Origin of the sequence: Enterobacter sp. CGMCC 5087 (assembly GCF_003144775.1) — a bacterium.
GTDB classification, from domain to species: Bacteria; Pseudomonadota; Gammaproteobacteria; order Enterobacterales; family Enterobacteriaceae; genus Enterobacter; species Enterobacter cloacae_M.
On the sequence record NZ_QFXN01000152.1, the window covers coordinates 41,601 to 62,051 of the forward strand.

19 protein-coding genes are annotated in these 20,451 nt (G+C 55.3%); 11 read left to right on the forward strand and 8 right to left on the reverse strand.

The window, feature by feature from the left end; all coding sequences use genetic code 11:
- Nucleotides 1-9: 9 nt before the first annotated feature.
- Together aceE and pdhR are read right to left on the reverse strand one after the other, a co-directional pair.
- Nucleotides 10-2,673 (reverse strand): pyruvate dehydrogenase (acetyl-transferring), homodimeric type, encoded by a 2,664-nt coding sequence (aceE, locus tag DEO48_RS14470; RefSeq protein ID WP_023310418.1) that lies wholly within the window; start codon nt 2,671-2,673, stop codon nt 10-12.
- Nucleotides 2,674-2,796: 123 nt separating this feature from the next.
- Nucleotides 2,797-3,561, reverse strand: a complete 765-nt coding sequence (gene pdhR, locus DEO48_RS14475; RefSeq protein ID WP_008501960.1) for a pyruvate dehydrogenase complex transcriptional repressor PdhR — start codon at nt 3,559-3,561, stop codon at nt 2,797-2,799.
- A gap of 263 nt (nt 3,562-3,824) precedes the next feature.
- Here pdhR and DEO48_RS14480 point away from each other — a divergent pair, with 263 nt between their 5' ends.
- From DEO48_RS14480 to DEO48_RS14495, 4 genes are all read left to right on the forward strand, one after another.
- Nucleotides 3,825-4,052, forward strand: coding sequence for a hypothetical protein (locus tag DEO48_RS14480; RefSeq protein ID WP_023310417.1), 228 nt, complete (start codon nt 3,825-3,827; stop codon nt 4,050-4,052).
- Nucleotides 4,053-4,098: 46 nt separating this feature from the next.
- Nucleotides 4,099-5,469, forward strand: a complete 1,371-nt coding sequence (gene aroP, locus DEO48_RS14485; protein ID WP_045355157.1) for an aromatic amino acid transporter AroP — start codon at nt 4,099-4,101, stop codon at nt 5,467-5,469.
- 164 nt (nt 5,470-5,633) lie between these two features.
- Nucleotides 5,634-7,031: a glycoside-pentoside-hexuronide (GPH):cation symporter gene (locus tag DEO48_RS14490; RefSeq protein WP_109845559.1), complete on the forward strand. Its 1,398-nt coding sequence runs from the start codon at nt 5,634-5,636 to the stop codon at nt 7,029-7,031.
- 10 nt (nt 7,032-7,041) lie between these two features.
- The gene (locus DEO48_RS14495; protein WP_109845560.1) at nt 7,042-7,992 is read left to right on the forward strand and encodes a family 43 glycosylhydrolase; all 951 of its coding nucleotides are present in this window, start codon (nt 7,042-7,044) and stop codon (nt 7,990-7,992) included.
- 18 nt (nt 7,993-8,010) lie between these two features.
- Here DEO48_RS14495 and ampE read toward each other — a convergent pair whose 3' ends face one another.
- Nucleotides 8,011-8,865, reverse strand: coding sequence for a beta-lactamase regulator AmpE (gene ampE, locus DEO48_RS14500; RefSeq protein ID WP_109845561.1), 855 nt, complete (start codon nt 8,863-8,865; stop codon nt 8,011-8,013).
- A gap of 9 nt (nt 8,866-8,874) precedes the next feature.
- Nucleotides 8,875-9,426, reverse strand: a complete 552-nt coding sequence (gene ampD, locus DEO48_RS14505; RefSeq protein ID WP_109845562.1) for a 1,6-anhydro-N-acetylmuramyl-L-alanine amidase AmpD — start codon at nt 9,424-9,426, stop codon at nt 8,875-8,877.
- Nucleotides 9,427-9,513: 87 nt separating this feature from the next.
- Between ampD and nadC the strand changes: the two genes are divergently transcribed.
- From nadC to hofC, 4 genes are all read left to right on the forward strand, one after another.
- Nucleotides 9,514-10,407 (forward strand): carboxylating nicotinate-nucleotide diphosphorylase, encoded by an 894-nt coding sequence (gene nadC, locus DEO48_RS14510; protein WP_109845563.1) that lies wholly within the window; start codon nt 9,514-9,516, stop codon nt 10,405-10,407.
- Between the two features lie 174 nt (nt 10,408-10,581).
- Nucleotides 10,582-11,019 (forward strand): prepilin peptidase-dependent pilin, encoded by a 438-nt coding sequence (gene ppdD / locus DEO48_RS14515; protein WP_109845564.1) that lies wholly within the window; start codon nt 10,582-10,584, stop codon nt 11,017-11,019.
- 10 nt (nt 11,020-11,029) lie between these two features.
- Nucleotides 11,030-12,412 (forward strand): type II secretion system protein GspE, encoded by a 1,383-nt coding sequence (gspE, locus tag DEO48_RS14520; protein WP_109845565.1) that lies wholly within the window; start codon nt 11,030-11,032, stop codon nt 12,410-12,412.
- Entirely contained in the window at nt 12,402-13,586 is a 1,185-nt protein-coding gene (gene hofC, locus DEO48_RS14525; RefSeq protein WP_109845566.1) for a protein transport protein HofC, read from the forward strand. The genes gspE and hofC overlap by 11 nt, the downstream gene beginning before the upstream one ends.
- 43 nt (nt 13,587-13,629) lie before the next feature.
- Here the strand turns inward: hofC and DEO48_RS14530 are convergent, their stop codons facing one another.
- Nucleotides 13,630-14,673: a GMP reductase gene (locus tag DEO48_RS14530; protein WP_023310407.1), complete on the reverse strand. Its 1,044-nt coding sequence runs from the start codon at nt 14,671-14,673 to the stop codon at nt 13,630-13,632.
- Between the two features lie 228 nt (nt 14,674-14,901).
- Between DEO48_RS14530 and coaE the strand changes: the two genes are divergently transcribed.
- The 3 genes from coaE to yacG are packed head-to-tail and all read left to right on the forward strand — an operon-like array spanning nt 14,902 to nt 16,469.
- The gene (coaE, locus tag DEO48_RS14535) at nt 14,902-15,522 is read left to right on the forward strand and encodes a dephospho-CoA kinase (RefSeq protein ID WP_109845567.1); all 621 of its coding nucleotides are present in this window, start codon (nt 14,902-14,904) and stop codon (nt 15,520-15,522) included.
- On the forward strand, nt 15,522-16,265 hold the full coding sequence (gene zapD, locus DEO48_RS14540; protein ID WP_023310405.1) for a cell division protein ZapD: 744 nt from the start codon (nt 15,522-15,524) through the stop codon (nt 16,263-16,265). The genes coaE and zapD overlap by 1 nt, the downstream gene beginning before the upstream one ends.
- A gap of 9 nt (nt 16,266-16,274) precedes the next feature.
- Nucleotides 16,275-16,469, forward strand: a complete 195-nt coding sequence (yacG, locus tag DEO48_RS14545; RefSeq protein WP_023310404.1) for a DNA gyrase inhibitor YacG — start codon at nt 16,275-16,277, stop codon at nt 16,467-16,469.
- Nucleotides 16,470-16,503: 34 nt separating this feature from the next.
- Here yacG and mutT read toward each other — a convergent pair whose 3' ends face one another.
- Genes mutT through secM form a run of 3 tightly spaced genes read right to left on the reverse strand, consistent with a single transcriptional unit; the run spans nt 16,504 to nt 20,221 of the window.
- Nucleotides 16,504-16,896, reverse strand: coding sequence for an 8-oxo-dGTP diphosphatase MutT (gene mutT / locus DEO48_RS14550; RefSeq protein ID WP_023310403.1), 393 nt, complete (start codon nt 16,894-16,896; stop codon nt 16,504-16,506).
- A gap of 57 nt (nt 16,897-16,953) precedes the next feature.
- Nucleotides 16,954-19,659: a preprotein translocase subunit SecA gene (secA, locus tag DEO48_RS14555; RefSeq protein WP_023310402.1), complete on the reverse strand. Its 2,706-nt coding sequence runs from the start codon at nt 19,657-19,659 to the stop codon at nt 16,954-16,956.
- Nucleotides 19,660-19,717: 58 nt separating this feature from the next.
- Complete coding sequence (gene secM / locus DEO48_RS14560) at nt 19,718-20,221, reverse strand: secA translation cis-regulator SecM (RefSeq protein WP_181367015.1); 504 nt, start codon at nt 20,219-20,221, stop codon at nt 19,718-19,720.
- Nucleotides 20,222-20,451: the final 230 nt, after the last annotated feature.

Genomic DNA, 20,451 nt, shown 5'->3' on the forward strand with positions numbered 1-20,451 from the left:
TTTTACCTCTTACGCCAGACGCGGGTTAACTTTTTCTGCATCGATGTTGAATTTGGTGATTGCGTCCGCAACCACTTTCTTATCGATTTCGCCACGTTTAGCCAGTTCGCCCAGTGCTGCTACAACCACGTAAGAAGCATCAACTTCGAAGTGGTGACGCAGGTTTTCGCGGCTGTCAGAACGACCGAAGCCGTCAGTACCCAGTACGCGATAATCATCAGCTGGAACGTAAGTACGAACCTGCTCTGCGAACAGTTTCATATAGTCAGTAGACGCCACCGCTGGCGCGTCGTTCATCACCTGAGCGATGTACGGAACGCGTGGAGTTTCCAGTGGGTGCAGCATGTTCCAGCGCTCACAATCCTGGCCATCACGCGCCAGTTCAGTGAAGGAGGTCACAGAGTACACGTCGGAACCCACGCCGTAGTCTTTCGCCAGGATCTGCGCTGCTTCACGTACGTGACGCAGGATAGAGCCGGAGCCCAGCAGCTGAACTTTACCTTTGCTACCTTCGATGGTTTCGAGTTTGTAGATACCTTTACGGATACCTTCCTCGGCACCTGCTGGCATTGCCGGCATGTGGTAGTTTTCGTTCAGGGTGGTGATGTAGTAGTAAATGTTCTCTTGCGCTTCACCGTACATGCGCTGCAGACCGTCATGCATGATGACTGCCACTTCGTACGCGTAAGACGGGTCGTAAGAGATACAGTTAGGGATAGTCAGAGACTGAATGTGGCTGTGGCCATCTTCGTGCTGCAGACCTTCACCGTTCAGGGTCGTACGACCGGAGGTACCGCCTACCAGGAAGCCGCGAGCCTGCTGGTCGCCTGCCTGCCAGCACAGGTCACCGATACGCTGGAACCCGAACATGGAGTAGTAGATGTAGAACGGGATCATCGGCAGGTTGTTGGTGCTGTAAGAGGTCGCAGCAGCCAGCCAGGATGCGCCTGCGCCCAGCTCGTTGATACCTTCCTGCAGGATCTGACCTTTTTCGTCTTCTTTGTAGTATGCAACCTGCTCACGGTCCTGCGGAGTGTACTGCTGGCCGTTCGGGCTGTAGATACCGATCTGACGGAACAGACCTTCCATACCGAAAGTACGCGCTTCGTCGGCGATGATTGGAACCAGACGATCTTTGATCGACTTGTTCTTCAGCATCACGTTCAGGGCACGAACGAAAGCGATAGTGGTGGAGATCTCTTTGTTCTGCTCTTCCAGCAGCTGAGAGAAGTCTTCCAGCGCTGGCAGTTCCAGCTTCTCGGTGAAGTTAGGCTGACGAGCTGGCAGGTAGCCTTTCAGCGCCTGACGACGTTCGTGCAGGTACTTGTGCTCTTCAGACCCTTCCGGGAAGGTGATGTAAGACAGGTTTTCTACCTGCTCATCGGTCACTGGAACGTTGAAACGGTCGCGGATATAACGCACGCCGTCCATGTTCATTTTCTTAACCTGGTGAGCGATGTTTTTACCTTCTGCGGTATCACCCATGCCGTAACCTTTGATGGTATGGGCCAGGATTACAGTCGCTTTACCTTTGGTTTCACGCGCTTTTTTCAGTGCAGCGTAGACTTTCTTCGGATCATGACCACCGCGGTTCAGAGCCCAGATCTGCTCATCAGTCCAGTCTGCAACCAGTGCTGCGGTTTCAGGATATTTGCCGAAGAAGTGCTCACGAACGTAGGCACCGTCTTTGGATTTGAAGGTCTGGTAGTCACCGTCAACGGTTTCGTTCATCAGCTGGATCAGTTTACCGCTGGTGTCTTTACGCAGCAGCTCATCCCAACGACCGCCCCACATGACTTTGATCACGTTCCAGCCAGCACCAGCGAAGATGCCTTCCAGTTCGTTGATGATCTTGCCGTTACCGGTTACCGGACCATCCAGACGCTGCAGGTTACAGTTGATGATGAAGCACAGGTTGTCCAGCTTCTCACGGGTAGCGATGGTGATCGCACCTTTGGATTCTGGCTCATCCATTTCGCCGTCGCCCAGGAAGGCGTAAACGGTCTGCTCAGAGGTGTCTTTCAGACCACGGTGTTCCAGGTATTTCAGGAATTTAGCCTGATAGATCGCACCGATTGGGCCCAGACCCATAGATACGGTCGGGAACTGCCAGAATTCAGGCATCAGTTTAGGGTGCGGGTAAGAAGACAGACCTTTACCGTGTACTTCCTGACGGAAGTTGTTCATCTGCTCTTCAGTCAGACGACCTTCCAGGAATGCACGTGCATAGATGCCCGGAGAGATGTGGCCCTGGAAGTACACCAGATCGCCGCCGTCTTTCTCGTTCGCTGCACGGAAGAAGTGGTTGAAGCACACTTCGTAAACGGTCGCAGAAGACTGGAAGGACGCCATGTGGCCACCCAGTTCCAGGTCTTTCTTGGATGCGCGCAGAACGGTCATGATGGCGTTCCAGCGGATTGCAGAACGGATACGACGTTCCAGATCCAGATTGCCCGGGTATTCCGGTTCGTCTTCGACGGCAATCGTGTTTACGTAGTTGCTAGCCCCTGCACCTGAAGCAACCTTCACGCCACCTTTGCGGGCTTCAGAAAGCAGCTGATCAATCAGATACTGAGCGCGCTCAACACCTTCTTCACGGATGACCGATTCGATCGCCTGTAGCCAGTCGCGAGTTTCGATCGGATCCACGTCATTTTGGAGACGTTCTGACATGGGGGTATTCCTTATCTATCTAATACGTTGATTTGTCTGGAACCTGTCCCATTGTATTTTCGCCAGAAAACACAATAAGACAGGTTCTGCGTTTAGTTGCCGCGCTCTAAAAGTACCTGGCGCTTAATCCTTTCGTTGCTGTATGCGGCGTAATGAACGTTCGCGACGCGATTGTTCACGGCTGCGGTCCAGCAAGATTTCCTCAATGAAAGCCAGATGTCGGTGCGACGCTTCGCGCGCCTGCTCCGGTTCCCCGGCCATTATCGCCTCGAATACTCGGGTGCGATGGTTGCTTACCAGTGGGAGCATGTCCCGACGGGCATACAACAATTCAAAATTCTGACGAACGTTCTGGGCCAGCATGGGCTCCATGCAGCGTAGCAGATGGAGGAGCACCACGTTGTGGGCCGCTTCGGTGACGGCAATTTGATACTGGACGACGGCGCTGGACTCGGCGTCTAAATCGCCGGACTGCTGTGCCCGTTCAATGGCCTGATGCAGTTCGCGGATACGCACGCGATCTTCATCAGTGCTGCGAAGGGCGGCGTAATAGGCCGCAATACCTTCAAGCGCGTGACGGGTCTCAAGCAGGTCAAACTGGGATTCTGGGTGGTCAGAGAGAAGTTCTACCAGCGGATCGCTGAAGCTCTGCCACAGGCTGTTTTGCACAAAGGTTCCGCCGCCCTGGCGACGAAGCAGCAAGCCCTTTGCTTCGAGACGTTGAATCGCCTCACGCAGAGAGGGACGTGAAACGTCGAACTGTTTTGCCAGCTCGCGTTCTGGCGGAAGTTTCTCACCCGGGCGCAGAGTCCCTTCGAGGATTAAAAACTCCAGCTGCTGCTCAATCACATCAGATAGTTTTGGTTGGCGAATTTTGCTGTAGGCCATATTCCCTGTCTTACGCCTTTTTGCCCGGAGTCAATTGGTCTTACCAATTTCTATTTCGTATCGCTAAAGTAACAAAGTATTCACCTTCTGTCCATATTGGTTTTGATTGAAATCAGTAAACCCTGCACATTTTAACAACCTTACAGAAATAACGTTTCAGAAATGTAACTTTGCACAAATGAGTTGATTACTCCCAAAGAGGGAGTTTTAACCATAATGAAACGAGGGTTTTTGCAATCTGAAGCGATTCAACAAGGCAAATAATGAAAATTCGCCCACTTAAGGCGCATTTCTATTCTATAGGTTGGGTGAGGAACAACGAGCGGGCCGATTTACAAATGCTTTCTTTTTATTCAAGTCGTCATCACCCCTTCATAAAGCAGGTGCATTCGCAGGCACTTATCACTATTCTGGCGCTTACGGAAGCCATCTCCGCTTTTTTCGGTCTCGTTAACCGTAAAGAAATAAATACAGAATATGGATTTTCATAATTACACACGCACAGCGTGAACATAACAACCACACACGAGGTTTCAAATGGAAGCTCAACAGCACGGCGATCAGCTAAAGCGCGGGCTTAAAAACCGCCATATACAGCTCATCGCACTGGGCGGTGCGATTGGTACCGGCCTGTTTCTGGGCAGCGCATCCGTTATCCAGTCAGCCGGTCCCGGCATTATTTTGGGTTACGCGATTGCGGGTTTCATTGCTTTTCTGATTATGCGCCAGCTGGGTGAAATGGTCGTTGAAGAGCCGGTCGCAGGCTCCTTCAGCCACTTTGCCTATAAATACTGGGGCAGCTTTGCCGGTTTCGCCTCGGGCTGGAACTACTGGGTCCTGTACGTTCTGGTTGCCATGGCCGAGCTTACCGCCGTTGGGAAATACATTCAGTTCTGGTATCCCGAGATCCCAACCTGGGCTTCCGCAGCCGCTTTCTTCGTCATTATTAACGCCATTAACCTGACCAACGTAAAAGTGTTCGGTGAAATGGAGTTCTGGTTTGCCATCATCAAGGTCATTGCCGTAGTGGCGATGATTATCTTCGGCGGCTGGCTGCTGTTCAGCGGCAACGGCGGCCCGCAGGCAACCGTGCGCAACCTCTGGGAACAGGGCGGATTCCTGCCTCACGGTATGACCGGTCTGGTAATGATGATGGCCATCATTATGTTCTCCTTCGGCGGTCTGGAACTCGTGGGCATCACCGCCGCTGAAGCCGACAACCCGGAGCAAAGCATTCCAAAAGCCACTAACCAGGTTATCTACCGTATTCTGATCTTCTACGTGGGCTCGCTGGCCGTGCTGCTCTCCCTGCTGCCGTGGACGCGCGTGACCGCCGACACCAGCCCGTTTGTGCTGATCTTCCACGAGCTGGGCGACACCTTTGTCGCTAACGCCCTGAACATCGTGGTGCTGACCGCAGCGCTCTCGGTTTACAACAGCTGCGTATACTGCAACAGCCGCATGCTGTTCGGCCTGGCCCAGCAGGGCAACGCGCCAAAAGCGCTGCTCAACGTCGATAAGCGCGGCGTGCCGGTAAACACAATTCTGGTTTCGGCGGTTGTGACCGCGCTGTGCGTGCTCATTAACTACATGGCTCCGGAATCGGCGTTTGGCCTGCTGATGGCGCTGGTGGTCTCTGCCCTGGTCATCAACTGGGCCATGATCAGCCTGGCGCACATGAAGTTCCGCCGCGCCAAGCAGCAGCAGGGCGTCACCACGCGCTTCCCTGCCCTGCTCTATCCGCTGGGTAACTGGATCTGCCTGCTGTTTATGGCAGCCGTGCTGGTGATTATGCTGATCACCCCGGGTATGGCGATTTCCGTCTACCTGATCCCGGTCTGGATTGCGATCCTGGGCGTGGGCTATCTGTTCAGTCAGAAAAGCCGTAATGCCATGAAGGCACACTAAGCCTCTCTTCGCGGCGCCTGCTTTTGCGGGTGCCGCGCGTTGTTACCTCCCTCACACTTTCATGCCCACAGAGCATTTATCCATATCACCGCCCTGATACTGCAACGCATATATTCCTTTGCCAGCAAATAATTCTCTCCATACCGTAAACCGGAGAGCTGTCGATGGATAACAACACACTGTCAGTAAAAGAAAAGATCGGCTATGGGATGGGCGACGCGGGATGCAATATCATCTTCGGCGCCATCATGCTGTTTGTTAACTATTTTTATACGGATATTTTTGGCCTCGCCCCTGCGCTGGTCGGCGTGCTGCTGCTTTCCGTACGCGTGATTGACGCCGTAACGGACCCGATCATGGGGGCGATTGCTGACCGTACCCGCAGTAAATATGGCCGGTTTCGTCCATGGCTGCTGTGGATCGCCTTCCCCTACGCGCTGTTCAGCATTCTGATGTTCACCACGCCGGAGTGGAGCTATAACAGCAAAGTTATCTATGCGTTTGTCACCTACTTCCTGCTCTCTTTGACCTATACGGCCATCAACATTCCCTACTGCTCGCTGGGCGGGGTGATCACCAACGATCCAAAAGAGCGCGTGGCCTGCCAGTCGTATCGCTTCGTGCTGGTGGGCATCGCCACGCTGCTGCTCTCATTAACGCTGCTGCCGATGGCCGACTGGTTTGGCGGGGATAACAAAGCCAAAGGCTACCAGATGGCGATGACCGTCCTGGCGCTGATTGGCACCTGCATGTTCCTGTTCTGCTTCGCCACCGTGCGCGAGCGCGTGCGTCCGGCGGTACAGACCAACGACGAGCTGAAAAACGATCTCAAAGACGTGTGGAAGAACGACCAGTGGGTACGCATTCTGCTCCTGACCCTGTGCAACGTCTGCCCGGGCTTTATCCGCATGGCGGCCACCATGTATTACGTCACCTGGGTGATGGGCCAGAGCACCCATTTCGCCACGCTGTTTATCAGCCTGGGCGTGGTCGGTATGATGCTCGGCAGCATGCTGGCAAAAGTGCTGACCGACCGCTGGTGTAAGCTGAAGGTCTTCTTCTGGACCAATATCGTGCTGGCGATTTTCTCAACCGCCTTCTATTTCTTCGACCCGAAAGCCACCGTCACCATCGTGGTGCTCTACTTCCTGCTGAACATCCTGCACCAGATCCCGTCTCCGCTGCACTGGTCGCTGATGGCCGACGTGGACGACTACGGCGAGTGGAAGACCGGAAAACGCATCACCGGGATCAGCTTCTCCGGCAACATCTTCTTCCTGAAGCTGGGGCTGGCGATTGCCGGGGCGATGGTCGGCTTCCTGCTCTCCTGGTACGGTTACGACGCGGGCGCAAAAGCGCAAAGCGCGGACGCCATTAACGGGATCGTGCTGCTCTTTACCGTCATTCCTGGCATCGGGTATCTCATTACCGCTGGCGTGGTACGCCTGCTGAAAGTGGACCGTGAAACGATGAAGCGCATTCAGGAAGACCTGGAAAAACGTCGTACCAATTACCGTGAACTGAGCGACTATCAGGAACTGAAAGCCGCAGAGACAAAATAAGGAGAGCCAAATGCATCAGTGGCCAAATCCGTTTATCGAACAACGTGCCGACCCGTACATTTTACGCCACGAGGGGCAGTACTATTTTATCGCCTCCGTGCCTGAGTACGACAGGCTGGCGATCCGCCGCGCAGCGTCGCTGGAAGGCTTACGTAATGCCGAAGAAGTGGTGGTCTGGCGCAAACCCGAGACCGGCCCGATGAGCCAGCTGATCTGGGCGCCGGAACTGCACCACATCGACGGGAAGTGGTACATCTATTTTGCTGCGACGCACACCCAGGCGCTCGACGCGCTCGGAATGTTCCAGCACCGCATGTTCGCCATTGAATGTGCTGACGGCGATCCACTCACCGGCGCGTGGGTGGAAAAAGGACAGATCAAAACGCAGTTCGATACCTTCGCCCTGGACGCCACCACCTTTGTTCATAAGGGGAAACGCTGGTATCTGTGGGCGCAAAAAGCGCCGGATATCACCGGAAACTCCAATCTTTATCTCTGTGAAATGGAGAACCCGTGGACGCTGAAAGGTGAGCCGGTGATGCTCAGCAAGCCGGAGTATGACTGGGAGCGTCGCGGTTTTTGGGTCAACGAAGGCCCGGCGGTGCTGGTTCACGGCGATAAGCTGTTTATCAGCTACTCCGCCAGCGCGACCGACGAGAACTACTGTATGGGGCTACTGTGGATAGACCTGAATGCCGATCCGCAAAACCCGGCAAACTGGCACAAATCCCCGCGTCCAGTGTTCGTTACCAGCTACGAAAATCGCCAGTTCGGCCCGGGACACAACAGCTTTACGCAAACGCCGGAAGGGGAAGATGTGCTGGTGTATCACGCGCGTAATTACACCGAAATAGAGGGCGACCCGCTGTACGATCCGAACCGTCATACTCGACTGAAGCTTGTCCGCTGGAATGAAAGCGGGATGCCTGATTTCGGCATCCCGCCCGCGGATACGCTTTAGCCTTTGCGGCGCGCTGGCCTACACCAGCGTGCCGTAAATCGTCAGCAGCGCCACGATCACCACCACCACAAACGACGTTTTCTTCGCCATGGAGACAGCGGCCTTCGGCGTTTCAATCTTGTCAGTATGCGGCTCACGCGCCAGCGAGAACTGCGCCAGACGCGTTAGCACCTGGTACTGCGACGTATGGCGATCGGCAAGAGAAGCGAACCATGCGGGCAGCGCTTTTTCACCGTGACCAATTAACGCGTACACCACGCCGACCAGACGCACCGGGAGCCAGTCGATCACGTGCAGGATGGCGTCAATACCGGACTGCAGGCGTTCGTGCGGCGTCAGATAACGGGCAAGCCAGGTCTGCCAGGCGCGCAGGAACGCATATCCCATCAGCAGCACCGGCCCCAGCGGGCCCCCCACTACAAACCAGAACAGCGGCGCAAGATAGTAACGGAAGTTAATCCACAGCAGCGCGTTTTGCAGCTCGCGCAGGAATTCGCGCTCGTCGCAGTCCGGCGGCACGCCGTGGATCATCGTCAGCTCGCTCGCCATGGCACCGCGCGCATGGGCATCGTCACGGGAGGCGGCTTTCAGGTATGCGTGATAGTGTAAACGCACCTTGCCTGCGCCAATGCACAGCACGCCAAGCAGGATCCACACCACCAGCAGCGGCACGTTGAAAAAGAGTCCGTACAGCGAGCGCAGGAGCAGGAACGTAATGACCATCACCCCTGCCATCATCAGCAGCGTGCGCAGCATGGAATAATGTTTGATACGGCGGAATAACACCTCCAGCCGGTGATCCAGATGCCAGTGCTCGCCGAGCTTGAACAGGCGTTCAGCGATGATAACCAGCAGCATGGTAAACAACGTCATGGTATCTCCTTATTCTGACGACTCGGTGAGCATGGCGCGAAACCGGGGCCAGTCAAAGGCCGGGCCGGGATCGGTTTTTCTCTCCGGGGCTATATCACTGTGTCCCGTGATATTGTCGGCGATAGCCGGGTAGAGTCCGATAAGCGTGCGGGTCACTGCCGCTAGCCGTTGATACTGTGAATCGGTGTAGGGCGTAGTATCCGTGCCTTCCAGTTCGATCCCGATAGAAAAATCGTTGCACCGTTCGCGCCCGTGATAAATCGACACGCCGGCATGCCAGGCGCGCTTATCAAAGGGAACATACTGAACCACTTCACCATCGCGACGAATCAGGCAGTGAGCCGATACGCGCAGATGTGCAATTTCAGCAAAGAAGGGATGAGCATCGGGATCAATCGTTCCCGTGAATAACGCATCGATCCACGGGCCGCCAAATTCACCCGGCGGGAGACTAATATTATGAACCACCAGCAGTGTGGGCTTTTCATCCTCCGGGCGGCAATCGTGGTGCGGCGAGGGCACGTGCCGCGCATCCACCAGCCATCCGTTTTCTAACAACATGCTGGAACTCCTTCTGTATGGTGCAATGACTCGGTTCAGAGTAGCATGTTTCAATATTATGATTCGTTACCAATTTGGAGTTTTATCATGCCGCCTCGCCGCTACAACCCCGACCACCGACGTGAAGCGCTTCTGGAACGTATTAATATGGATATTCCGGCAAGCGTCTCCCATGCTTTGAAAGAAGATCTGGGCGGTGACGTTAACGCTGATAAGGATATTACCGCACAATTGTTGCCAAAAGAGACGCGCTCGCACGCGGTCATTATTACCCGTGAAAAGGGCGTTTTTTGCGGCAAGCGTTGGGTTGAAGAGGTCTTTACCCAGCTGGCGGGTGATGATGTGCAGATTATCTGGCACGTTGAAGACGGCGATGCAATTACGGCAAACCAGCCGCTGTTTGAACTGGACGGTCCTTCCCGCGTCTTGCTGACCGGCGAACGTACCGCGCTCAATTTTGTACAAACGCTCTCTGGCGTGGCCAGTGAAGTGCGTCGCTACGTTGACCTGCTGGCCGGTACTCGCACCCAACTGCTGGATACGCGCAAAACGCTGCCGGGCCTGCGTACCGCGCTGAAGTATGCGGTGCTCTGCGGCGGCGGCGCTAACCATCGCCTGGGCTTATCCGACGCCTTCCTGATTAAAGAGAACCACATTATTGCCTCTGGCTCCGTGCGTCAGGCGGTGGAGAAAGCCTTCTGGCTGCACCCGGATGTGCCTGTCGAGGTAGAAGTCGAAAGCCTGGAAGAGCTGGAGCAGGCGATTAAGGCCGGGGCCGATATCATCATGCTCGATAACTTCGAAACAGAGCAGATGCGCGAGGCGGTAAAACTGACTAACGGCCGGGCCCAGCTTGAAGTGTCCGGGAACGTCACTTTCGAAACGATCCGTGAATTCGCCGAAACCGGCGTGGATTACATCTCCGTCGGCGCGCTGACCAAACACGTTCGCGCCCTCGACCTCTCAATGCGCTTCAAATAACGCATTCTCCCCTCTCCACCCGGAGAGGGGAATTTCAGCCCCGCTCGCAGATCCACTGTTCTGCCGTGCAACACTGAAAAAATTCTTGGAAGCCTCCTTCCCGTTCCCTTTTTTGCCTCTCGTTTCTGCTCTTTCCCACTGACAAAGTAGCGCCACTTTGCATAAGGAGCAGATATGGACAGACAACAAGGATTCACACTCATTGAGCTGATGGTGGTCATTGGCATCATTGCGATTCTGAGCGCCATCGGCGTTCCCGCCTATCAGAACTACCTGCGCAAGGCGGCGCTGACCGATATGCTGCAAACCTTCGTTCCCTACCGCACGGCCATTGAGCTTTGCGCGCTGGATCACGGTGGCGTGGAGAGCTGCGACGCCGGCAGTAACGGTATCCCTTCCCCCACCACGAAACGCTACGTTTCAGGAATGAGCGTGGCGAAAGGGACCGTGACCTTAACAGGACAGGAGAGTCTTAACGGGCTGACGGTAACCATGACGCCACGGTGGAGCGACGGCAACGGTATGACGGGCTGGACGCGCGACTGCAACATCAGTGCTGACAGCGCCCTGAAACAGGCCTGCGAAGACGTTTTCCGCTTCGACAATAACTGAGGAGCGGATAATGAATACCGATCAACTCGTGGCGCTTTGTCAGCGCCATCACGCTCTGCTGCTCACCAGCGACAGTGACATGGTCAGCATCGCCGTCGTGGGCAGCCCCGCGGCTGAACTCATGGAGGCGCTGCGCTTCGCGACCCAGAAACGGATTGATATTGAGTGCTGGAGCGCTGAGCGCATGGAAAAACACCGGCAGCTAACGTCACAATCGCATCTGCCCGTCGTTTCGCAAATACACTCGACGGTGGATATCCTCAACCACACGCTGCAGCAGGCAATCAGCCAGCGCGCCTCCGACATTCATATCGAACCGATGGAACACGCATGCCAGATCCGTTTACGCATCGACGGGGTTCTTTGCCCCCAGCCTCCGCTTTCCGCCTCGCTGGCCAGCCTGTTCAGCGCTCGTTTAAAGGTGCTGGGTAATCTGGATATTGCAGAACGTCGTTTACCTCAGGACGGCCAGTTTACGATTGAGCTGGCAAACGCGCCGGTCTCGTTTCGGATCGCAACGCTTCCCTGCAGCGGTGGCGAGAAAATTGTGCTGCGTCTGCTGCATCAGGTTCAGCAGGCTCTTGAGCCGAAAGCGCTTGGTATGAGCGCAGAACAACTGGCCTGTTTTAATGAGATCCTCCACCAGCCGCAGGGGCTGATTCTGGTCACCGGCCCTACCGGCAGCGGCAAAACCGTGACGCTGTACAGCGCGCTGCAGGCGCGTAACACCCCCGACGTCAACATCTGTAGCGTGGAGGATCCCATTGAGATCCCCCTTGCGGGATTAAACCAGACGCAGATTAATCCCCGGGCGGGTTTAACATTCCAGAGCGTGCTGAGGGCGCTGCTGCGTCAGGATCCAGACATCATTATGGTCGGCGAAATCCGTGACGGCGAAACGGCAGAAATTGCCATTAATGCCGCTCAGACCGGTCATCTGGTGCTGTCAACGCTGCACACCAACTCGACGACGGAAACCCTGATTCGCCTGGAGCAGATGGGCGTCGCGCGCTGGATGATATCTTCCGCGCTGTCGATGGTGATTGCCCAGCGGCTGGTCCGTCGTTTGTGTCCGCACTGTCGCCGGGAAGCCAGCGAGCATGCTGAATTACCGCGCGCCGTATGGTCCAGACCGCTTCCACGCTGGCAGCCCACCGGCTGCGATCGCTGTTATCACGGTTTTTATGGCCGCGTGGCCATTTTTGAAGTACTGGCGATCGACAATGCCCTGCGTCAGGCCATTGCCAGCGGGGCGGGAATCGAAGTGATAGAGGCGAGTGCCCGGCAGGCGGGAATGATTTCTCTTTTTGAGCACGGCTGCATGGCCGTCGAACAAGGGCTGACCACGATCGAAGAGCTGGTGCGCGTGCTGGGAATGCCGGATGGCTGCTAATCAGCTCTGGCGCTGGCGAGCGCTCACCAAAGAAGGAGAACCCCGAAGCGGGACACTCTGGGCCACAGACCGCACTGCCGCCTTCACCAGGCTGATGCGTAGCGATCTCCATCCTCTGGCGCTGACCCGATGCGCTCAGCGGCACCGCTGGCTGCCGCATCACTGCTGCGAGATGTTTCGCCAGCTCGCAACGCTTCTGCAGGCGGGGCTGACGTTGTCCCACAGCCTGCAGATGCTGGCAGAGCAACATCCGTTAAAACCGTGGCAGGCGCTGCTGCAAAGCATTGCAGATGAGCTCAGTGAGGGATCCCCCTTTTCTGAGTCGCTAAAAAAGTGGCCAGCGGTGTTTAGCCCACTGCATGTCTCTATGGTGAAAACCGGTGAGCTCACAGGGAAACTGGAGGAGTGCTGCCGCCAGCTCGCGCAGCAGCAAAAAGCGCAGCAGCAGCTCAGAGAGAAGGTGAAAAAGGCCCTGCGCTATCCGGCGATCGTCCTGACGCTGGCCGTACTCGTGGTGCTGGCGATGGTCATTCTGGTCTTGCCCGAGTTTGCCGCGATCTATAAAACGTTTAACACGCCGCTCCCGACGCTGACGCAAATGGTCATGGGGATGGCCGCATTTATTCAGTCCTATGCCCTCGCGTTGTTCGTCGCGTTATTAACGCCCTTAGCCGCCGCCTGGGCACTGCGGCACAACCCTCGCTGGCAGCGCATGCTGATGCACATGCCCGTGATGGGCGCGCTGGCAAAAGGCCAAAAACTGGGACACATCTTTAACGTGCTGTCACTCACGCAGCAGGCAGGTATCCCCTTTTTACAGGGTCTGGAGAGCGCAGAGGAGACCGTTGAAAGTTGTTACTGGCGGGGGATACTCCACAGCGTTCGGGAGGACATTGAAAAAGGTCTCCCCGTCTGGTCATCCTTTCAGAAAGCGGCCATCTTTACCCCGCTGTGTATTCAGCTTTTACGAACCGGTGAAATGTCAGGTGCGCTGGACATCATGCTGGCAAATCTCGCCCGGCACCACACGGAACAGACCTTTCAACGGGCAGATAATCTGGCGGCACTTCTCGAGCCAGTGCTTCTGATTGTGACAGGGGTCATCATCGGCACGCTGGTAGTGGCAATGTATCTGCCGATTTTCCATCTGGGGGATGCGATGAGCGTGGGGTAGTGCTGAACAGCGCTGGCGCACGGGAATGCGCCAGCAGAAGCCATTACAGGCTATTGAATACGCGGTTTTCCTGTTCCTGAACGCGAATAAACGTCGTACGTTTCGTCAGCTCTTTCAGGCGGGATGCCCCAACGTAGGTGCAGGCCGAGCGCAGGCCGCCAAGGATATCGCGCGCGGTGTATTCAACCGGGCCGCGCAGAGGCAGCTTCACGGTTTTGCCTTCTGCCGCACGGTATTTTGCCACGCCACCGACGTGACGGGTCATCGCGGATTCAGAACTCATGCCGTAGAACAGCATAAATTTCTCGCCGTTTTCTTCAACAACGGTACCACCGCTCTCTTCGTGGCCTGCCAGCATACCGCCGAGCATCACGAAGTCGGCGCCGCCGCCGAAGGCTTTCGCAACGTCGCCCGGCATGGTACAGCCGCCATCGCTGATGATCTGACCGCCCAGACCGTGCGCCGCATCGGCACATTCAATGACTGCAGAGAGCTGCGGATAACCGACGCCGGTTTTGACGCGAGTCGTGCACACAGAGCCCGGGCCAATACCCACTTTCACGATATCTGCACCGGAAAGGATCAGCTCTTCACACATTTCACCGGTCACCACGTTGCCCGCGATGATGGTTTTCGTCGGCCAGGCCTCACGCGCCTTGCTGACAAACTGCACGAAGTGTTCGGAGTAACCGTTCGCCACGTCAATACAAACGAAGTTGAGCGCCGGGTTAGCGTTCAGGATTTGTTTCGTCTTCTCGAAATCCGCATCGGAGGTCCCGGTAGAAACCATCACATGCTTCACCACGTCAGCAGACGCGGACGCAACAAACGCATTCCACTCTTCAGGGCTGTAATGTTTGTGCACGGCGGTAAGAATGTCGAACTGTGCCAGGGCGGTTGCCATCTCAAAGGTTCCCACAGTATCCATGTTGGCGGCGATGATCGGCACGCCAGACCAGGTCTGACCGGAATGCTTAAAGGTGAATTGACGTTCGAGTTCAACGTCTGAGCGACTTTTCAGTGTAGAGCGTTTAGGGCGGATAAGAACGTCTTTGAAACCTAACTTCAGATCTTCTTCGATACGCATGTGCGGATTCCTGGGGTTAGAGGCAAATATGTTAAAAGCACAACTCCAGTGACGTTATCATACGCACTAATACCTGCTCCGCAAGACTGCGAAATTCTCTTTTTTTACGCTACAATCCTATAAATTTACCTGGTAATAAGCCGGTAAACAGGACCAAACAGTTGCTGGCGCACCTAAGAGTTTTAATCAACTGATTTTAATAATGAATAATTCCCAGGATTTGAATTAATGGGGTATATCGTCGCATTAACCGGCGGCATAGGTAGTGGCAAAAGTACCGTTGCGGACGCGTTCTCTCGTTTGGGTATCACGATTATTGATGCCGATATCATTGCCCGCCAGGTGGTAGAGCCCAATACACCCGCGCTAAAGGTCATCGCAGAACATTTTGGTCAGGCAGTCATCAATGCCGATGGCACACTGAATCGCCGTCAGCTTCGCGAATGCATTTTTTCTGATTCTGCAGAAAAAGCCTGGCTTAATGCCCTGCTCCACCCCATCATCCACCGGGAAACTCAGCGTCAGATAGCCGCAGCCCGCTCGCCCTATGTCCTGTGGGTGGTTCCGCTACTGGTTGAAAATCAGCTGCAGAAGAAAGCCGATCGTGTGCTGGTGATTGATGTCGCTCCCGAAACGCAAATCCAGAGAACCATGGCGCGCGATCGCGTCTCGCGGGAGCATGCTGAACAAATTCTTGCCGCTCAGGCTACGCGCGCTCAGCGCCTTGCCGTGGCGGATGATGTTATTGATAATAACGGCGCACCAGATGCCATTGCATCGGATGTTGCCCGTCTGCACGCGCAGTATCTGACGTTCGCCGCGCAGGCCGTTGCACAGGAAAAACCATAATGTCGACACACATCCTTTTTGAGCATCCGCTCAACGAAAAAATGCGCACCTGGCTGCGCATCGAATTTCTTATTCAACAGCTTTCACAACATCTGCCTGTTAACGATCATGCCACGGCGTTGCACTTCTTCCGCAACGTAGGCGATCTGCTGGATGTGATTGAACGCGGCGATGTCCGTACAGAATTACTCAAAGAGCTGGAACGCCAGCAGCGTAAATTGCAGGCATGGACAGAGGTCCCCGGCGTAGATCAGAGCCGTATCGACGCGCTCCGCCAGCAGTTGAAAAGCAGTAGCGCCGTCCTGATGGCCGCGCCGCGCGTCGGGCAGTTTTTGCGTGAAGACCGCCTGATTGGACTGGTGCGCCAGCGTCTGAGCATTCCTGGCGGCTGCTGCAGCTTCGACCTGCCGACGCTGCATATGTGGCTACATATGCCACAGGCGCAGCGTGACGCGCAGGTGAACAGCTGGCTGGCAAGCCTGGAGCCAATGCACCAGACGCTGTCGCTGATCCTCGATCTGATCCGTAACTCTGCGCCGTTCCGCAAGCAAACCAGCCTGAATGGTTTCTTCCAGGATAACGGTGATGATGCCGATCTTCTGCGTCTCAACCTGTCTCTCGGCGAACAGCTTTACCCACAGATTTCCGGGCATAAGAGCCGCTTTGCGATTCGCTTTATGCCGCTGGACAGTGAAAATGGCACCGTGCCGGAACGTCTCGATTTTGAACTGGCCTGTTGTTAAGGAGTGCCGATGTCTGATGTCACCACCGTAAGCTGCCCAACCTGTGGCAAAACCGTTGTCTGGGGCGAAGTCAGTCCGTTCCGCCCATTCTGCTGCAAGCGCTGTCAGCTCATTGACCTGGGAGAATGGGCGGCGGAAGAGAAACGCATTCCAAGCGAAGGCGATCTCTCGGATAGCGATGACTGGAGCGAAACCCAGCAGTAATCTGTAAAGCCTGCTGGCGCTTCGCCTGGCAGGCCTACGGTTGTGCGACTAACCGCAGGATCACGGGCTCATTAGCTGGCGGGAATTTTTCGGCATCACTTGCCTGAAGTTCCACCCAGTTACCCGGCTGTCCCTCTTTTCCCCAGGGTTCACCTTCCCAGTTTTCCACCAGCCAGAACCACAGCGTGATGTGCCTGTCAGGAAACTGGTACTCAAGCTTATCAAACAGCGTTGCGCCAAGCGGCGTGATCCCCACCTCTTCCTGAAGTTCCCGAACCAGCGCCTCTTCCGGCGTTTCACCTGACTCGATTTTACCGCCCGGAAACTCCCACTTGTTCGCCATATGGGCGTCGGCAGCGCGCTGGGTGATAAAGATTTGGTTTTGCGGGTTGCGAATAATCCCGACGGCAATTTGCAGTATTTTCATATTGTCACTTCCATAAAAAAGGCGCAGATATCTGCGCCTTTTTGTTTTTTTATGAATTTAGCTCAGACGGCCGTGGCACGCCTTGTACTTTTTACCGGAACCACACGGGCACGGATCGTTACGACCCACTTTACGATCGCCGGTCTGCGCGGCGATCGCCGCTGCGGCTTCGCTGTCGTCGGTCTGATGACTCAGCTGCTGCATCTGTGCCAGACGCTCGGCTTCTTCACGACGCTGCTGCTCCATCGCTTCCACTTCTTCCGGCATACGCACCTGAACCTTGCTCAGGGTGCTGATTACTTCATACTTCAGTGACTCCAGCATAGACGCAAACATGGAGAAGGATTCACGCTTGTATTCCTGCTTCGGATCTTTCTGCGCATAGCCACGCAGGTGGATACCCTGACGCAGGTAGTCCATCGCCGCCAGGTGCTCTTTCCACAGGGAGTCCAGCGTCTGCAGCATCACGCCTTTTTCGAAGTGACGCATCATTTCAGCGCCAACAACCTCTTCCTTACGCTTGTAGACGTCCAGCGCGGTTTCAAAGATACGTTCACGCAGGGTCTCTTCGTGCAGCTCAGGTTCTTTATCCAGCCACTCTTTGATTGGCAGATCGAGGTCAAAGTCATTTTTCAGACGTTCCTGCAGGCCTTCGATATCCCACATCTCTTCCAGAGACTGCGGTGGAATATGCGCGTCGATGGTGGCTTTAAACACATCTTCACGAATGCTGTTGATGGTTTCGCTCACGTCGGACACGTCCAACAGTTCGTTACGCTGGGTGTAGATCGCGCGACGCTGATCGTTAGCCACATCATCATATTCCAGCAGCTGCTTACGAATATCAAAGTTGCGGCTTTCCACTTTACGCTGTGCGTTAGCGATCGCTTTAGTCACCCACGGGTGCTCGATGGCTTCACCTGGCTTCATCCCCAGCTTACGCATCATGCCGGACACGCGGTCGGAGGCGAAAATACGCATCAGCGCATCTTCCATAGACAGGTAGAAGCGGGATGAACCGGCATCACCCTGACGACCCGCACGGCCACGCAGCTGGTTATCGATACGACGAGACTCGTGACGCTCTGTACCGATGATGTGCAGACCGCCGGACGCCAGAACGGCATCATGACGAACCTGCCAGTCGGCTTTGATCTGCGCAATCTGTTCTGGCGTTGGGTTTTCCAGCTCCGCCACTTCAGCCTGCCAGCTACCACCCAGCATAATATCGGTACCACGGCCCGCCATGTTGGTGGCGATGGTTACGGCAGCCGGATAACCCGCCTGCGCAACAATGTCCGCTTCTTTAGCGTGGAATTTGGCGTTCAGAACGTTGTGTTTGATACCCGCTTTAGTCAGCTCGTGAGAAACCACTTCGGATTTCTCGATGGAGATGGTCCCCACCAGAACCGGCTGGCCATTCGCAGTGCGGTCGCGAATATCTTCGATGATCGCCTGAATTTTTTCCGCTTCGGTCATGTACACCAGGTCCGGCATATCCTTACGGATCATCGGACGGTTGGTTGGAACAACCACGGTATCCAGCTTGTAGATGGAGCTGAATTCAAACGCTTCGGTATCAGCAGTACCGGTCATCCCTGCCAGCTTCTCGTACAGACGGAAGTAGTTCTGGAAGGTAATAGACGCCAGTGTCTGGTTTTCATTCTGAATATCCACACCTTCTTTGGCTTCCACAGCCTGGTGCAGACCGTCAGACCAGCGACGTCCCTGCATGGTACGGCCGGTGTGTTCATCGACAATGATCACTTCGCCGTCTTTAACGATGTAATCGACGTCGCGGGTGAACAGCGCGTGGGCGCGCAGTGCAGCGGTCACGTGGTGCATCAGCATGATGTTGCTCGGAGAGTACAGGGACTCGCCCTCTTCCATGATTCCTTCAGCTACCAGCAGCTCTTCAATTTTCACCAGACCACGTTCGGTCAGGTTCACCTGGCGCGCTTTTTCATCTACGGAGAAGTGGCCTTCACCCTGGAAGGTATCCGAGTCCTCTTTCTCCTGGCGCAGCAGGTGTGGAATGATTTTGTCGACCTTACGGTACATCTCGGAGCTGTCTTCAGCCGGGCCGGAGATGATCAGCGGGGTACGCGCTTCATCGATCAGGATGGAGTCAACCTCATCCACCAGCGCATAGTGCAGTTTACGCTGTACGCGCTCTTCCGGGCTGAACGCCATGTTGTCACGCAGGTAATCGAAGCCGTATTCGTTGTTGGTGCCGTAGGTGATGTCCGCGTTATACGCTTCGCGCTTGGCTGGCGCAGGCAGGCCGGACATGTTGATGCCGACGGTCATACCGAGGAATTCGAACAGTGGACGGTTGTTTTCGGCGTCACGCTGCGCCAGATAGTCGTTGACGGTAACGACGTGAACGCCTTTACCGGTCAGCGCGTTCAGGTAAGCCGGCAGCGTTGCGGTCAGGGTTTTACCTTCACCGGTACGCATTTCCGCGATGCAGCGCTCGTTGAGCACCATACCACCCAGCAGCTGGACGTCGAAGTGACGCATGCCGAATACGCGCTTACTCGCTTCGCGCACGACAGCAAACGCTTCCGGGATCAGGCTTTCTAAGGTTTCACCTTTTTCCAGACGAGCGCGGAATTCCGCCGTTTTCGCTTTCAGCTCGTCATCAGAGAGCTTCTCCATCGCCGGTTCCATACCGTTGATGACGGCAACAGCTTTGCGCATACGGCGCAGGGTACGATCGTTACGACTACCAAAAACTTTAGTTAACAATTTGATTAGCATAATAAATTCTCAAACGCCCCAGTGTGGGCAGATAAATTAAGGTATTGAAAAAGTTAATTTAGCTGAGGCGTTGCGGACCGGCGCGAATGCCGTGGGCCTGGCTAATCCAGGTTGAAACAGAGAATGAAGCAGGTGAAACAAACGCACGCTGCGTTGTCTGACGAACCATGACCGGCGGCTGGCTGTCCTGCGTAAGCAGCGCGTTGAGCGTGTCCAGCAGGGCAAGATGCTGAGCCTGCACCGGCAGCGCCTCTTCCGCAACAGGCATGGCCTGCGGTGCCATCGCGAAGGACAGATGGCGGATAACCGTGCGGATAGCGTGCTGGTGCCAGTAATCGACGGAGAAGTTTGGGCGGCGGTTGGCTTCAAGCCACGCGAGGTTAGTGAAGTTAACCCGCGAGTTGAGATCGTGTTTGGTGGTGGAGGTTTTTGCGGGCGTCGCCGCTTCGGCACTGTTGCTGAGCGCAGGCAAGCCGAAACTCGCCGCGACCATCCCTAATAAGAGATGCGGCCAGAAGTAACGTCTGCCAAATTGTCGCCAGCGCGTCAGTATTCCGCTCACCTGCTCCACCTAATAAGCCAGCCTTGCAGAGGCTGAGTTCAGTTATTCTTTTTAGCGCCCAGATAGTACCACTAAAGCCAATATACATCAGCAGGAATGAGGTGCCGCCGCGGGGAAAAACGGTCAAGAATTCAGCTAACGCACACATTTTCTGCGTGAGACAAACGAGAGATAACGCTGGGGCAAACGAAGAGGGATAAAAATAAAAACGACTGGTCTTCCTGGTCGGA

Coding starts and splice junctions, on each gene's coding strand:
- DEO48_RS14530 (WP_023310407.1), bottom strand. CDS start 14,673: ATGCGTATCGAAGAAGATCTGAAGTTAGGTTTCAAAGACGTTCTTATC.
- DEO48_RS14490 (WP_109845559.1), top strand. CDS start 5,634: ATGGATAACAACACACTGTCAGTAAAAGAAAAGATCGGCTATGGGATG.
- ampE (WP_109845561.1), bottom strand. CDS start 8,865: ATGACGTTGTTTACCATGCTGCTGGTTATCATCGCTGAACGCCTGTTC.
- nadC (WP_109845563.1), top strand. CDS start 9,514: ATGCCGCCTCGCCGCTACAACCCCGACCACCGACGTGAAGCGCTTCTG.
- aroP (WP_045355157.1), top strand. CDS start 4,099: ATGGAAGCTCAACAGCACGGCGATCAGCTAAAGCGCGGGCTTAAAAAC.
- zapD (WP_023310405.1), top strand. CDS start 15,522: ATGTCGACACACATCCTTTTTGAGCATCCGCTCAACGAAAAAATGCGC.
- aceE (WP_023310418.1), bottom strand. CDS start 2,673: ATGTCAGAACGTCTCCAAAATGACGTGGATCCGATCGAAACTCGCGAC.
- DEO48_RS14495 (WP_109845560.1), top strand. CDS start 7,042: ATGCATCAGTGGCCAAATCCGTTTATCGAACAACGTGCCGACCCGTAC.
- ppdD (WP_109845564.1), top strand. CDS start 10,582: ATGGACAGACAACAAGGATTCACACTCATTGAGCTGATGGTGGTCATT.
- coaE (WP_109845567.1), top strand. CDS start 14,902: ATGGGGTATATCGTCGCATTAACCGGCGGCATAGGTAGTGGCAAAAGT.
- yacG (WP_023310404.1), top strand. CDS start 16,275: ATGTCTGATGTCACCACCGTAAGCTGCCCAACCTGTGGCAAAACCGTT.
- DEO48_RS14480 (WP_023310417.1), top strand. CDS start 3,825: ATGAAAATTCGCCCACTTAAGGCGCATTTCTATTCTATAGGTTGGGTG.
- gspE (WP_109845565.1), top strand. CDS start 11,030: ATGAATACCGATCAACTCGTGGCGCTTTGTCAGCGCCATCACGCTCTG.
- secA (WP_023310402.1), bottom strand. CDS start 19,659: ATGCTAATCAAATTGTTAACTAAAGTTTTTGGTAGTCGTAACGATCGT.
- mutT (WP_023310403.1), bottom strand. CDS start 16,896: ATGAAAATACTGCAAATTGCCGTCGGGATTATTCGCAACCCGCAAAAC.
- pdhR (WP_008501960.1), bottom strand. CDS start 3,561: ATGGCCTACAGCAAAATTCGCCAACCAAAACTATCTGATGTGATTGAG.
- hofC (WP_109845566.1), top strand. CDS start 12,402: ATGGCTGCTAATCAGCTCTGGCGCTGGCGAGCGCTCACCAAAGAAGGA.
- ampD (WP_109845562.1), bottom strand. CDS start 9,426: ATGTTGTTAGAAAACGGATGGCTGGTGGATGCGCGGCACGTGCCCTCG.